Genomic DNA, 12,311 nt, shown 5'->3' with positions numbered 1-12,311 from the left:
GCGCAATAGCCGGTGAATACCAAAACACTGCGTCGAAAGCGCCCGAATCAGCGACGCCCCTCGTTGCGCTGAGGGCGCGACGACCACCCGCGCGCTTGTTGGGCCTGGCGATGGCTGTTGACTGCATCGCTTGATCGCCTGGCACAGCAGAAACGAAGAAAAGACCGGTGCGGGCAAATACCGGAATGCGCCGATCCTCCCCAGCGGCGAGCTCCGCCAACCGTCGGCGCCGGACTGCCGTCCCGGCGCGACGCCACGATCCCATCAGGCGCGAGATGTCCACAGATGTGGCGCATCGCGGGCAGCGGCCTTCATCGCGGGTGTGAGGCGCACCACTGCCTATGCGAATGGCGCTGGTCCGCTGTTTTGCACATGCAGTTTTTGGAGGCCTGGCGAACGTCTCTTTGCCCAAAAGTCAGCCCCAGGCAGATGGCTTTGTATCCCTAAGCGGCCGTTGCTAGCCAGTAAGTTGTTGTTTTTATTGGGTATCTTTTTGGAAAGACGGTGGATCCTCAGCGGCCACCTCCGGAACCGATGGGAGGAGCCCCAAAAGAGCTGTGTATAACAATCGGTACAAGCCCCTAACAATCCCCTAGTTATCCACAGATAGAAGCCCGACCGCGAACTTGCTCCATTACCATGCACCGGAAATAGCGTCCGGTGTCCACAGACCAATAGTGCAGTAGATATTTGTTTTGTAACGATAAAAAACTTATCCACAATTCAATGGGCCAAACTCTCCGGCATCCAAAGTGGCCGATCGCCGCCTAGGTATTGTGGACAATATTTGCGGCCCAGAGTTTCCTGCGCATAGCAGTCCAGCGGGTGCTACTATTTTGTGCTGATCACTGAGTGATTGTGGATAAGTTATTAATTATCAATCACTTGGTGAGAATTTGAGATTGAAGAATGGCTGTGGATAATGCGCATGGTCGTATCAGCTTATCCACAGAAATATCCCAGATGCCGGACTTATCCACTTCGCAGTGACAAGGATGAAGGGGTACCATCAACATGGTTGGAAAAATTTCAAGCGGTTGACAGCATTAGGCTTAATGGACTTATCCACAGAAGGTGGGGCCCTTCTACTACTATCTACTATTCTTTTAAAGAAAATAAAAGAAAAACCAAAGGCAAGCTCGGCAAAGTTTCATATCTTGAAAATTTTCAGACTGTGAAAAGTCAAGCCTCTTTGGCAGAAGTGAGCGGGGCAGAGCAGTTCTCAAAATACGCAGCACATCACCTCAGCATCCCTCTCCCCTATGGACGAGGGCATCCTATAACTTGGGGTGCTTGGTCGCAGCACTGTCGTACTGACCCAGAGTTCGATCACACAGAGAGGGGCGCTGTGCGCAAATGCACAGCCCAGCATAGGTGTTAGCTATACTTTTGGATATGCGTGGCGAGTGCCGATGCCGCTTTGCGCGGCATATGGCGGGATGAGAAGGCGGCATTGATTGGTGCGGCTGCCGCCTAGGTGTCGTTGCGCAGCAGGGAACGCATCGCAGCGGATCGCCCCGCAGGCCCTGCAGATCCGTCCACCAGGCCGCTGGAGCCTGCCCAGGCGTTGATTGGCGCTGGGTAGAGGGGTCAAGCGGGGTTGGGAGTGGTTGGGGCCAAGGATGGCTTACACCGTCTCTGCCGGCCGTGAATGGCCGTGAGAGTGTTCTATAGCCTTGGTATCTTTTGGCAGGTGGTGGTCGTGCAATGGATCAAGGAGCTGGACCCTCATCTGCGATAACTGTATTTTTATACAGTCATCGGTATGGCTTCTTGCCACAGCCCGTTTGACCTGTAGCCCATTCGACACCGCCAGCCTCTCAAGCGCCGCTATGGCTGCGTAGAGGCCCCGAACGGCGTTTCCAGCCCATAACCCCTCAGACAGGCAAAAAAATACCGCCAGATGGCGGTATGAAGGGGAAGAGGGGGGGTTATGGGGCGATCAGAAGTGGCGCGCGTAGCGCAGCTGCACAAAGTTCTCGCCAGGGTTGGGACGCTTGATCGAGGCGTTAGACAGATGCTCCAGACGCACCGACCATTCATTCTCGCGGCGCATGCCGGTAAAGTAGCCCACGCCGATGTGGGTGCCGAAATTGAAAGCGGTCGAGAAGCGCTTGTCGCGGCTTTCATAGAGCTTGCTGGAGACATAACCGCCGAGGCCCGCTTCAACAAACCAGGGGTACTGGCTCTTACTGTGAAAGCGCATCGTGGGCACGAGGCCAACCACAGCAATGGTGCGGCTGCCTTCTTGCTCCATGCGGTCGGAGTTCCAGGCGGACAGGCTCATGTCCCAATGGGCGGTGACCGCATGGCCCCACCAATAGGTCTTCCAATCCATTGGGATGGTCGAGCCAATGGTGAGCGCACGCGCGTCACGTTCGGCAACCCCTGCTTGCAGGTACAGGGTGGGGCTGTTGCGCTTGTCGGCAAACTGCGCTTGGGCAGAGGCACTCCAGACAGTCAGCGCGCACAAGCCGATAGCGGAGAGGAGAGGGCGGTAATGCATTAAATAATGTTACACCTGGACCACAGCAGCTTTTGTCAGCAAAAGCAGGATGTTGTCTGTATGCAACCGCTGACGCTGTCACGGGCATATACACAGGCACAAAAAAGCGCAGCTGGTCAGGGCTGCGCAGGAGGGGTTGGAGAGGGAGACAGATGCCAGGAGGCGGGCGGTTGCCCTATTTACTGTCCATAGGTGGAACAGTCTGTTTCGGATTGGGGCCTTGATGGCGCTGGCCATGCGGGCCCTTTCCGTCCGGGCCGCGTCCGCGGCGCTCATGCATCTTCAAGGTTTCCGCATCAAAAGTCTTTTGCTGCTCAGGCGTCAAGGTGGCATAGAAAGCCTTGGTCGCCTGGTTGCGCTGGTCCATCGCAGCCTGGTGCTTGGCATGCATGGCCTGCATCGCGTCAATACGCTCTGGCGTGGTCATCTTGGCAAAGTCTGGACGTTCAGGGCGGTCACCGGGGGCCGGGCGCTGGGGCTTGACGGCCGTCATATAGCTGGTCCAGGCGGCTTCCTGGCTGGCATTGAGCTTGAGCGAGGCCTTGAGTGCCTGCATGCGTTTGGCCATGTGTGCCTCGCGTGCTTCGGGGTCATGGGCCTTTTTGGCAGGGGCGGGGGCGCTTTGTGTGGTGGGGGCTACTGCGGGGGCAGCCGGGGTTTGGGCGAAGCTGGAAACCGACAGGCTGGCCAGCATGGCGGTCACGATGGCGCTGCGTTGTAAGAGAGACATAGTGGTTCCTTTCCGGGTTGTGATGTCTTATGCGATGTCTGCAGTGTCCGCCTGCCATGTAATAGCGCTGTCACTGGCCGGTATGGCTGTGTAAAGAATTAGCAATTTTGGTTGTGTGGCTTTGGGGGAGGCAAGCGCTGCTGCTACCAGCGCCCACCCATCCCAAACCCGGTTTTTTGCCTGGCGCATCGGGCTGGGGCGGGCCCGATTCGCGGCACAATGGACAGCAGATCAGTGCGGCACACCAGGGCCGCTTGTGTTTTTTAAAGGGCTGCTGCGCAAGACTGCAGCCCCCCAGAACAAAGGAATGGCATGTTCAAGAACATGATTTTTTACCGCATCTCCGAAACCTGGCAGCCGGATTTGGTCGCGCTGGATACGGCCTTGGCCAAGCAGCAGTTTGAGCAGTGCGGCGCTACCCAGGAAAAATCCACCGGTTGGGTGCCTCCGCGCGGCGAGGAGCACGGCGCGATGGTCGAGTCGGTAGGGGGCCAGTGGATCTTGCGGCTGATGAGCGAGAGCAAGATGCTGCCCGCCAGCGTGCTCAACCGCAAAGTTGATGAAAAGCTCGCCCATATCGAAGCCCAGGAAGGCCGCAAGCCCGGCAAGAAGGAAAAGCAGGAGCTCAAGGACGAGTGCAAGCTCGATCTGCTGCCGATGGCCTTTACCAAGCAGGGCGGGCTGTGGATCTGGATCGATCCGCAGGCGCGCCTCCTGGTGCTGGACACGAGCAGCCAGGGCCGTGCAGACGAAGTGATCACCATGCTGGTGGAGGCCTCGCCCGGTTTTTCGGTGGCGCTGATCGACACCCAGAACAGCCCCCAGGGGGCGATGTCTGCCTGGCTGCACAGCTACGATGCGCCGGCGGGCTTCAGCATTGACCAGGAGTGCGAGCTCAAGAGCGCCGATGAATCCAAGGCGGTCGTGCGCTATGCCCGCCACCCGCTGGGCATCGACGAGATCCGCGAGCATATCGACCAGGGCAAGCTGCCCACCAAGCTGGCGCTGACCTGGGATGACCGGGTCAGCTTTGTGCTGACCGAGGGCCTGCAGCTCAAGAAGGTGGCCTTGCTCGATGTGGTGATGGAAGGGGCCAGTGAGGATGGCGGTTTTGACGCCGATGTGGCCATTGCCACCGGGGAGTTCAGCCAGCTGATTCCCGACCTGATCCAGGCACTGGGCGGCGAAGGCCGCACCGAGCTGGGCCAGCTGCCCGACCGGGGCGACAAACCCGCCGCAGCGGCCCGGGAAGGGGCTGCAGCGCCCGCCAAGCCGATGAGCCAGGGGGTAGGCGCTGCCAAGCCATTCCAGGCGTCTGGCAAGCCTGGCGGCATGCAGACCGGGCCCAAATCGGCACCGGTGGACCAGGATCCGGATTCCAGCCCTTTCTGATCTGGGCCAACCGCAGAAACGATAACGCGCTCCCAGGAGCGCGTTTTTTATGCCTGTGCAATGCTTGGACAGGGCTTTAGTGCTTGCAGCAGCTGGCTGCGTCAGGGTCGGCATGCGGGTCGGACAGGCTGTCGAGAATAGGGCAGTCCGGGCGCTGGTCGCCGTGGCAGCTGTGCACCAGCGCCTGCAGCGAGCGCTCCATCGCCTTCATCGCGGCAATGCGCTCGCGCAAGGCGCCGATATGCTTTTGCGCAATCTCCTTGACCGAGCTGCTGGCGCGCTGCTTGTCGTGCCAGAGGTTGAGCAGGTTCTCGATCTCCTCCATCGAGAAGCCCAGATCGCGGCAGCGGCGGATGAAGGAGAGCGTATGCACATCGGACTGGGTATACAGCCGGTAGCCGCTGTCGGTGCGGTGCACATGGGGCAGCAGGTTCAGCGACTCGTAGTGGCGCGCCATGCGCGCAGAAATACCCGCCAGCTGGGCTGCCTGGCTGATGGACACCGGCCAGGCGATGGACCGCTCAGTGGCAGGCTTGCGTGACGGGCTGGCCATGCTTACTGGACCTGGTAGCCTTCGGCCGCAATGGCCGCTGCGATCTTGTCAGCGGGCTGGCTGGACTCGACCACCACCTTGCCTTGGGCGCGGTCGATGGCTACCTTGGCCTGGGCGTCGAGTTGCTGCACAGCCTGGGTGACGGCACGCTCGCAGTGGCCGCAGGTCATGCCTTGGACTTGGAAGGTGTTTTGCATCAGAGTTTCCTTTTCCTGTAGTTGATGGCTTGATCTTGAAAGCTGACACGGTGTGAAGGTCAAGAGCAGGGGCTTTCGCCTGGAACAAGCCATCAGAACTGCTTCGGTCCGGATGTGTTTCACGTGAAACAGCATCCATGGACCGACAGGCTGCATTACTGCTTTTCGTCCGCGATGGCCTTTTGCACCGAAGGACGGGCGCCCACGCGCTGCAGGAAGCTTGCCAGGTTTTCCAGGCCGCTGATGTCGACACCGACAAACTTGCTCCAGCCGCAGACGGTGAACAGGTAGGCATCGGCCACGCTGAAGTCCGCGCCCATCAGGAATTCCTTGCCGGCCAGCTGCGCATCCACCCAGGTCAGGCGCTTGAGCACTTGTCCACGGGCCATGTCCTTGACAGGGTCGGGCATATTGGGGTTGAACAGCGGGGAGAAGCCCTTGTGGATCTCGGTGCCGATAAAGCCCAGCCACTCTTGCAACTGGTAGCGCTCGAAGGTGCCGTTCGCGGGTGCCAGTTTGGAGGCGGGCGCCTGGTCGGCAATGTACTGCACGATGGCGGGGCCTTCACGCAGGCGCTGGCCATTGTCCAGCTCCAGCACCGGCACATAGCCCAGCGGGTTGATCGTGTAGAAGTCGGTGCCGTCCTTGAGCTGGTGGGTCTTGGTGCTGGCCATCTCCAGGGTGAAGGGCAGACCGGCTTCCAGCAGGGCGATATGGGGCGACAGCGAACAGGCGCCGGGAGAGAAATACAGCTTCATCGACAAATCTCCAGTGAAAGGTGAAAGCCAAACCATGCTATCGCTTTTGACAAAGCTTTGCAGCCAGGTGGCTGCGGCGCAATAACACGGCTGACCGCGTGTAAACCCCCAAGTCATTAAAATAGCGGGCAAAACCGACTATTCGCCATTCTGTCAAAGGGCTGCAGAAGGGCATGACTGCATGCAAGGCTGCTGCCTTGCGAGCCCTGGAACGAGGCCGTATGAGCCAAACCCCCTATACCTATCCGCAAGAATTTGATGTCATCGTTGTGGGTGGCGGCCATGCCGGCACCGAGGCGGCGCTGGCCGCTGCCCGCATGGGCAGCAAGACGCTGCTGCTGACCCACAACATCGAAACCCTGGGCCAGATGAGCTGCAACCCCAGCATTGGCGGCATTGGCAAAGGCCATCTCGTCAAGGAAGTGGATGCGCTGGGCGGCGCCATGGCGCTGGCCACCGACAAGGGTGGCATCCAGTTCCGCATTCTCAACAGCTCCAAGGGCCCGGCCGTGCGTGCCACCCGTGCGCAGGCCGACCGTATCCTGTACAAGGCAGCGATCCGCGAGACCTTGGAGAACCAGCCCAACCTCTGGTTGTTCCAGCAAGCGGTCGATGACCTGATGGTCGAGGGCGACCGCGTGGTGGGCGCCGTCACCCAGGTGGGTATCCGTTTTCGCAGCCGCACCGTGGTGCTGACGGCCGGGACTTTCCTGGACGGCAAGATCCATGTGGGCCTGAACCACTATGCCGCAGGCCGCGCCGGTGATCCGCCAGCGGTCAGCCTGTCGGCGCGCCTGAAGGAATTGAAGCTGCCCCAGGGGCGCCTGAAGACCGGCACGCCGCCGCGCATCGATGGCCGCTCGATCGACTTCAGCCAGTGCGAAACCCAGCCGGGCGACGGCATGCCCGGCGGCGTCAACGAAGGCCAGCTGCCGGTGTTCAGCTTCATGGGCAATGCAGAGATGCACCCGGCGCAGATGCCTTGCTACATCACCCACACCAATGCGCGCACGCACGAGATCATCCGCAGCGGCTTTGACCGCAGCCCGATGTTCACCGGCAAGATCGAAGGGGTAGGGCCGCGTTACTGCCCGAGTGTGGAAGACAAGATCAACCGCTTTGCCGACAAGGAAAGCCACCAGATCTTTCTGGAGCCCGAAGGCCTGACCACCCACGAGTACTACCCCAACGGCATCTCGACCAGCCTGCCGTTCGACGTGCAGTACGAACTGGTGCGCAGCATGAAGGGCCTGGAGAACGCCCACATCCTGCGCCCGGGCTATGCGATCGAGTATGACTACTTCGACCCACGCTCCTTGAAGAACAGCTTTGAGACCAAGCAGATCCAGGGCCTGTTCTTTGCCGGCCAGATCAATGGCACGACCGGCTACGAAGAAGCGGCAGCCCAAGGCCTGTTTGCCGGCCTGAACGCCGCACTGCAATGCCGGGGCGAAGGCCCCTGGACGCCGCGCCGTGATGAAGCCTACCTGGGCGTGCTGGTCGACGACCTGATCACCAAGGGGGTGACCGAGCCCTACCGCATGTTCACCAGCCGGGCAGAGTTCCGCCTGCAGCTGCGGGAAGACAATGCCGACATGCGCCTGACCGAAGAGGGGCGCAAGATGGGCCTGGTCGACGATGCGCGCTGGGATGCCTTCAGCCGCAAGCGCGATGCTGTTTCACGTGAAACAGAACGCCTCAAGGCTACCTGGGTGAACCCACGCATCGTCGCTGCGCAAGAAGCCGAACGTGTGTTGGGCAAGGCCATGGAGCGGGAGTACAACCTGTTCGATCTGCTGCGCCGCCCTGGTGTGGACTACACCACCTTGATGAGCATGAACGAAGGCGCCTACCAGACCAGCGACGTTTCACGTGAAACACTGGGTGCACTGAGCGAGTCCGTGGTCGAGCAGGTGGAGATCGGTGCCAAGTACTCGGGCTATATTGACCGCCAAAAGGACGAAGTGGAGCGCGCAGCCCATTACGAGAAACTGCGCCTGCCCGCCGAGCTGGACTATATGCAGGTGACAGCGCTGTCGTTTGAGGTGCGCCAGAAACTGCAGACCCACCGCCCCGAAACCCTGGGCCAGGCATCGCGTATTTCCGGTGTCACCCCCGCTGCCATTTCCTTGCTGATGGTCCACCTGAAAAAAGGTGGCTTCAAAGGCTTCAGCACTGCACAAGAGGTAACGACTGCATGAGCGCACCATTGGAAATCCCACTGCGTGATGGCGTTCAACAACTGGGCCTGTCGCTGAGCGATGAGCAAATTACCCAGCTGATGGCTTTTCTGGATCTGCTGCAGAAGTGGAACAAGGTCTACAACCTGACCTCGGTGCGTGACCCGCAGGAGATGCTGACCCACCATTTGCTCGACAGCCTGGCTGCGGTGCCGCCGCTGGTGCGCCATCTGGAGGGGGTCGGCCTGCCAGCCCCCAAGCTGCTCGATGTCGGCTCGGGTGGCGGTCTGCCCGCTGTGGTGTTCGCCATCTGCCTGCCGCAGCTGGATGTGAGCTGCGTGGATACCGTGGGCAAGAAGGTGGCCTTTATCCAGCAAGCGGCTGCCGCGCTGCGCCTGCGCAACCTGCATGGCATCCAGTCGCGCGTCGAGCAGCTGAGCCAGCAGTACGACGTGGTCAGCTGCCGTGCCTTTGCCGCCTTGCAGGATTTCACCGCCTGGTCGGCCCAGACCTTGAAGGCCGATGGCATCTGGCTGGCGATGAAGGCCAAGCGCCCTGACGATGAGCTGGCGCTGTTGCCCGCGTCGGTACAGGTGCTGAACATCGAGCCGCTGCAGGTGCCTGGGCTCGATGCCGAGCGCTGCATTGTCTGGATGCGGCAGCAGGCGGCATAGCCCCGCGTTGCGGATCGCAGGCCGCGCCACCTGCACCATCCACCAGCCCCGATTTTTCGGGGCTTTTTGCTGACGCTTGCGCCGGTAACAACACGCTTTTGCTGGCTTGCAAGCAGGACCGTCGTTTACACTCAAAGTTTCCATCGCAGAGGCGGCACATGTTTGGCATTTCTGACTATGGTGCATTTGTCTTCGCCGTGCTCCTGTTCTTGATGATTCCCGGGCCCGGCAACCTGGCGCTGATCACCTCCACGGGCAAGGGCGGCATCCAGGCCGGTCTGGCCGTATGCGCGGGCTGCATGGCCGCTGACCAGTTGCTGATGTGGCTGGCCGTTGCCGGCGTGGCGGCCGTGATGAGCGCATACCCGGCCGCCTTTCAAGCGGTGCAATGGCTGGGCGCAGCCTACCTGGCCTGGATTGGCTACAAGCTGATAACGTCCCGACCAGGTGACCAGCCGGTCATCAAGATTGCGCCCCGGCATTATTTCAGGCAAGGCTTTCTCATCACCATGATGAATCCCAAGGCCATCGTGTTCTACATGGCGTTTTTCCCGCTGTTTGTTGATCCGGCCACCCACCGGGGCTTGCCCACTTTTGCGGTGATGGCAGCGACCGTGGCGGTGATCAGCCTGGCCTATTGCACGGTCGTGGTGCTGCTCACCAGGATGCTGGCTGAGCGCCTGCGCGCCAATCCGGCGCTGGTTAAATGGCTGGAGAAAACGGCGGGTGTGTTTTTGATTGGTTTTGGCCTTAAGCTGGCCCTGACCAAATAAGTTAGTGGACAAGCGAGTTCTCATGGCAAAAATTTTCTGTATCGCCAACCAAAAAGGCGGCGTCGGCAAGACCACCACCGCAGTCAACCTGGCGGCCGGTCTGGCCAAGATCAAGCAGCGTGTGCTGCTGGTTGACCTGGATCCGCAAGGCAATGCCACCATGGGCTCGGGCATCGACAAGCGCGCGCTGGAGACCTCGGTCTATGACGTGCTGCTCGAATCGAGCACCATCAAGGAGGCCGCTGTCCATTCCGAGCGCTGCGGCTACTGGGTGCTGGGCGCCAACCGCGAACTGTCTGGCGCCGAAGTCGAGCTGGTCGAGCTCGAGCGCCGTGAAAAGCGCCTCAAGGCCGCGCTGGAGGCGAGCGACGCCGACTTTGACTTTGTGCTCATCGACTGCCCGCCCAGCCTGTCCATGCTCACCTTGAACGGCCTGTGCTCGGCCCATGGCGTGATCGTCCCGATGCAGTGCGAGTACTTTGCGCTCGAAGGCCTGACCGACCTGGTCAACACCATCAAGCAGGTGCATGCCAACCTGAACCGCGATCTGGAGATCATCGGGCTGCTGCGAGTCATGTTCGACCCGCGCATCACCTTGCAGCAGCAGGTGAGCGACCAGCTGCGCGAGCATTTCGGCGACAAGGTGTTCGACACGGTGATTCCCCGCAATGTGCGCCTGGCCGAAGCCCCCAGCTACGGCCTGCCCGGCGTCGTGTTCGACCCGGCGGCCAAGGGCAGCAAGGCCTTTGTCGAGTTCGCCAAAGAGATGGTCAAGCGCATCAAACGCATGAAGTGACAGCCGGCCCCGCCGCTGCCCGACCGACCTCCGCTGCCTGGCATGCGGAGGTCTTTTTCTTGGTGGCCTGCGCGCTGCAGGCACCCGCGTTGCGTATGGCAAGCATTCGGGCACAATAAGGGTTTGCATTTCTTTGAAACAGCGCAGTACGGTGGCGCTTTTTTGCTATTAAAAAATGAGCATTGAATCCTCGTCCATCAAGCTGCTGCCGGGGTGGCAAAACAGCGGGCCGGGCCATTGGCAAACGGTGTGGGAGCAGCAACTGGGGTATGAGCGCGTGCAGCAGCACGACTGGCTGCACCCCAAACGCGGTGACTGGACGGCGCGCCTGCAGGATGTGGTGCTGGATGCGCCCCAGCCCGTGGTGCTGGTCGCCCACAGCCTGGGCTGCATTCTGACGGCCTGGTGGGCCGCGCATTCGCCCCAGGCGGCCAACAAGGTGCGCGGCGCGCTGCTGGTGGCGCCGGGCGATGTCGAGCGCGCCGACCTGGCCGAACAGATCCCTGGCTGGTCGCCGATCGCGCTGCAAAAACTGCCCTTTCCCGCCATCTTGGTGGGCAGCCAAAACGACCCCTATTGCAGCGCCGAGCGCGCGCAGTGGCTCGCTGGCCACTGGGGCGCGCGCTGGGTGGACCAGGGCGCCTGCGGCCATATCAATGCCGAATCGGGGCTGGGCGACTGGCCGCTGGGCCAGGCGCTGCTGGCCGAGCTTACGGCCGAACCAACAAAGGTGAATTAAGACATGGTTACCAAGAAACCCAAGGGTCTGGGACGCGGCCTCGAAGCACTGCTGGGCCCCAAGGTCGAGGACGCTGCGCCCGCCGGCGACGACAAGGGCCAGCTGCCCCACCAATTGCGGCTCGATGACATGGTCCCCGGCGTCTACCAGCCGCGTACGCGCATGGACGAGGGCGCGCTGTACGAGCTGGCCGAAAGCATCAAGGCCCAGGGCATCATGCAGCCCATCCTGGTGCGCAAGCTGGCCTCGGGTGACCACGCCGGCAAGTACGAAATCATTGCTGGCGAACGGCGCTTTCGAGCCGCGCGCATCGCCGGTCTGGCCGAGGTGCCGGTGCTGGTGCGTGATGTGCCGGACGAGTCCGCCGCGGCGATGGCGCTGATCGAGAACATCCAGCGCGAAGACCTCAACCCGCTGGAAGAAGCCCAGGGTCTCTCGCGCCTGGTGGGCGAGTTCCAGATGACGCATGAGCAGGCTGCGCAGGCGGTGGGCCGCTCGCGATCGGCTGCGTCCAACCTGCTGCGCCTGCTGAACCTGGCCGAACCCGTGCAAACCATGCTGATGGCCGGGGATCTGGACATGGGCCACGCGCGTGCCTTGCTGGTGCTGGACCGCGCCGCGCAGATCACCGCAGCCAACCAGATCAATGCGCGAAAAATGAGCGTGCGGGAGGCCGAGAGCCTGGTCAAAAAGGTCAGTGCCGAGTTCTCGGGCGAAACCCCGGTCAAGGCCAAACCGGCGAAATCGCGCGATTTGAAGCGCGTCGAAGAAGAGCTGTCGGACCTGTTGATGGCCGAAGTGGAAGTGCGCGTGAAAAAGCGCGTCAAGCGCGCCGGCAAACTCGAAGAGATGGGTGAATTGGTAATCCAGTTTGGCTCTCTGGATGCCCTGAATGGATTGATTGATAAATTACGTGGATAATGCACCGGCCATGTGCTGCACGTCGTGATTTGGGTGACATTTACTAACAACTTCGCTTAAGAGCGGACAACGCTCCACCGAGGTTCCTGGAA

At 61.0% G+C, this 12,311-nt stretch carries 12 protein-coding genes; 7 read left to right on the top strand and 5 right to left on the bottom strand.

The window, feature by feature from the left end; all coding sequences use genetic code 11:
* Positions 1-1,942 precede the first annotated feature (1,942 nt).
* Together N4T19_RS16480 and N4T19_RS16475 are read right to left on the bottom strand one after the other, a co-directional pair.
* Positions 1,943-2,473: an acyloxyacyl hydrolase gene (locus N4T19_RS16480; RefSeq protein WP_260718548.1), complete on the bottom strand. Its 531-nt coding sequence runs from the start codon at positions 2,471-2,473 to the stop codon at positions 1,943-1,945.
* Between the two features lie 208 nt (positions 2,474-2,681).
* On the bottom strand, positions 2,682-3,236 hold the full coding sequence (locus N4T19_RS16475) for a Spy/CpxP family protein refolding chaperone (RefSeq protein ID WP_260718547.1): 555 nt from the start codon (positions 3,234-3,236) through the stop codon (positions 2,682-2,684).
* 312 nt (positions 3,237-3,548) lie between these two features.
* Here N4T19_RS16475 and N4T19_RS16470 point away from each other — a divergent pair, with 312 nt between their 5' ends.
* Positions 3,549-4,628, top strand: a complete 1,080-nt coding sequence (locus N4T19_RS16470) for a recombination-associated protein RdgC (protein ID WP_182344319.1) — start codon at positions 3,549-3,551, stop codon at positions 4,626-4,628.
* A gap of 76 nt (positions 4,629-4,704) precedes the next feature.
* On the opposite strand, the gene cueR is transcribed toward N4T19_RS16470, so the two are convergent.
* The 3 genes from cueR to gstA form a co-directional block, all read right to left on the bottom strand.
* Positions 4,705-5,181, bottom strand: coding sequence for a Cu(I)-responsive transcriptional regulator (gene cueR / locus N4T19_RS16465; protein ID WP_116925341.1), 477 nt, complete (start codon positions 5,179-5,181; stop codon positions 4,705-4,707).
* A gap of 2 nt (positions 5,182-5,183) precedes the next feature.
* On the bottom strand, positions 5,184-5,378 hold the full coding sequence (locus N4T19_RS16460; RefSeq protein WP_021027169.1) for a heavy-metal-associated domain-containing protein: 195 nt from the start codon (positions 5,376-5,378) through the stop codon (positions 5,184-5,186).
* Positions 5,379-5,533: 155 nt separating this feature from the next.
* On the bottom strand, positions 5,534-6,136 hold the full coding sequence (gene gstA / locus N4T19_RS16455) for a glutathione transferase GstA (protein WP_260718546.1): 603 nt from the start codon (positions 6,134-6,136) through the stop codon (positions 5,534-5,536).
* A 221-nt stretch (positions 6,137-6,357) separates the two neighbouring features.
* Between gstA and mnmG the strand changes: the two genes are divergently transcribed.
* The 6 genes from mnmG (at position 6,358) to N4T19_RS16425 (ending at position 12,219) form a co-directional block, all read left to right on the top strand.
* Positions 6,358-8,337, top strand: coding sequence for a tRNA uridine-5-carboxymethylaminomethyl(34) synthesis enzyme MnmG (mnmG, locus tag N4T19_RS16450; protein ID WP_182344315.1), 1,980 nt, complete (start codon positions 6,358-6,360; stop codon positions 8,335-8,337).
* On the top strand, positions 8,334-8,990 hold the full coding sequence (rsmG, locus tag N4T19_RS16445) for a 16S rRNA (guanine(527)-N(7))-methyltransferase RsmG (protein WP_260718545.1): 657 nt from the start codon (positions 8,334-8,336) through the stop codon (positions 8,988-8,990). The genes mnmG and rsmG overlap by 4 nt, the downstream gene beginning before the upstream one ends.
* 158 nt (positions 8,991-9,148) lie before the next feature.
* Positions 9,149-9,763 (top strand): LysE family translocator, encoded by a 615-nt coding sequence (locus N4T19_RS16440; RefSeq protein WP_260718544.1) that lies wholly within the window; start codon positions 9,149-9,151, stop codon positions 9,761-9,763.
* Between the two features lie 22 nt (positions 9,764-9,785).
* Positions 9,786-10,559 carry a ParA family protein gene (locus N4T19_RS16435; RefSeq protein WP_021027164.1) on the top strand — a complete coding sequence of 258 codons (774 nt, stop codon included), beginning with the start codon at positions 9,786-9,788 and terminating at the stop codon, positions 10,557-10,559.
* A 175-nt stretch (positions 10,560-10,734) separates the two neighbouring features.
* Positions 10,735-11,298 carry an RBBP9/YdeN family alpha/beta hydrolase gene (locus N4T19_RS16430; protein WP_409935119.1) on the top strand — a complete coding sequence of 188 codons (564 nt, stop codon included), beginning with the start codon at positions 10,735-10,737 and terminating at the stop codon, positions 11,296-11,298.
* 3 nt (positions 11,299-11,301) lie between these two features.
* Positions 11,302-12,219 carry a ParB/RepB/Spo0J family partition protein gene (locus N4T19_RS16425; RefSeq protein ID WP_116925336.1) on the top strand — a complete coding sequence of 306 codons (918 nt, stop codon included), beginning with the start codon at positions 11,302-11,304 and terminating at the stop codon, positions 12,217-12,219.
* Positions 12,220-12,311 lie beyond the last annotated feature (92 nt).

It is taken from the genome of Comamonas squillarum (genome assembly GCF_025309455.1).
In the GTDB taxonomy this organism is placed as follows: domain Bacteria; phylum Pseudomonadota; class Gammaproteobacteria; order Burkholderiales; family Burkholderiaceae_C; genus Comamonas; species Comamonas squillarum.
This window is presented reverse-complemented; position numbering and strand designations above follow the sequence as displayed.

Excerpts from the sequence above, each read along its gene's own strand:
- mnmG (WP_182344315.1), top strand. The coding sequence starts at position 6,358 with ATGAGCCAAACCCCCTATACCTATCCGCAAGAATTTGATGTCATCGTT.
- rsmG (WP_260718545.1), top strand. The coding sequence starts at position 8,334 with ATGAGCGCACCATTGGAAATCCCACTGCGTGATGGCGTTCAACAACTG.
- cueR (WP_116925341.1), bottom strand. The coding sequence starts at position 5,181 with ATGGCCAGCCCGTCACGCAAGCCTGCCACTGAGCGGTCCATCGCCTGG.
- N4T19_RS16470 (WP_182344319.1), top strand. The coding sequence starts at position 3,549 with ATGTTCAAGAACATGATTTTTTACCGCATCTCCGAAACCTGGCAGCCG.
- N4T19_RS16435 (WP_021027164.1), top strand. The coding sequence starts at position 9,786 with ATGGCAAAAATTTTCTGTATCGCCAACCAAAAAGGCGGCGTCGGCAAG.
- N4T19_RS16460 (WP_021027169.1), bottom strand. The coding sequence starts at position 5,378 with ATGCAAAACACCTTCCAAGTCCAAGGCATGACCTGCGGCCACTGCGAG.
- N4T19_RS16440 (WP_260718544.1), top strand. The coding sequence starts at position 9,149 with ATGTTTGGCATTTCTGACTATGGTGCATTTGTCTTCGCCGTGCTCCTG.
- N4T19_RS16425 (WP_116925336.1), top strand. The coding sequence starts at position 11,302 with ATGGTTACCAAGAAACCCAAGGGTCTGGGACGCGGCCTCGAAGCACTG.
- N4T19_RS16475 (WP_260718547.1), bottom strand. The coding sequence starts at position 3,236 with ATGTCTCTCTTACAACGCAGCGCCATCGTGACCGCCATGCTGGCCAGC.
- N4T19_RS16430 (WP_409935119.1), top strand. The coding sequence starts at position 10,735 with ATGAGCATTGAATCCTCGTCCATCAAGCTGCTGCCGGGGTGGCAAAAC.
- gstA (WP_260718546.1), bottom strand. The coding sequence starts at position 6,136 with ATGAAGCTGTATTTCTCTCCCGGCGCCTGTTCGCTGTCGCCCCATATC.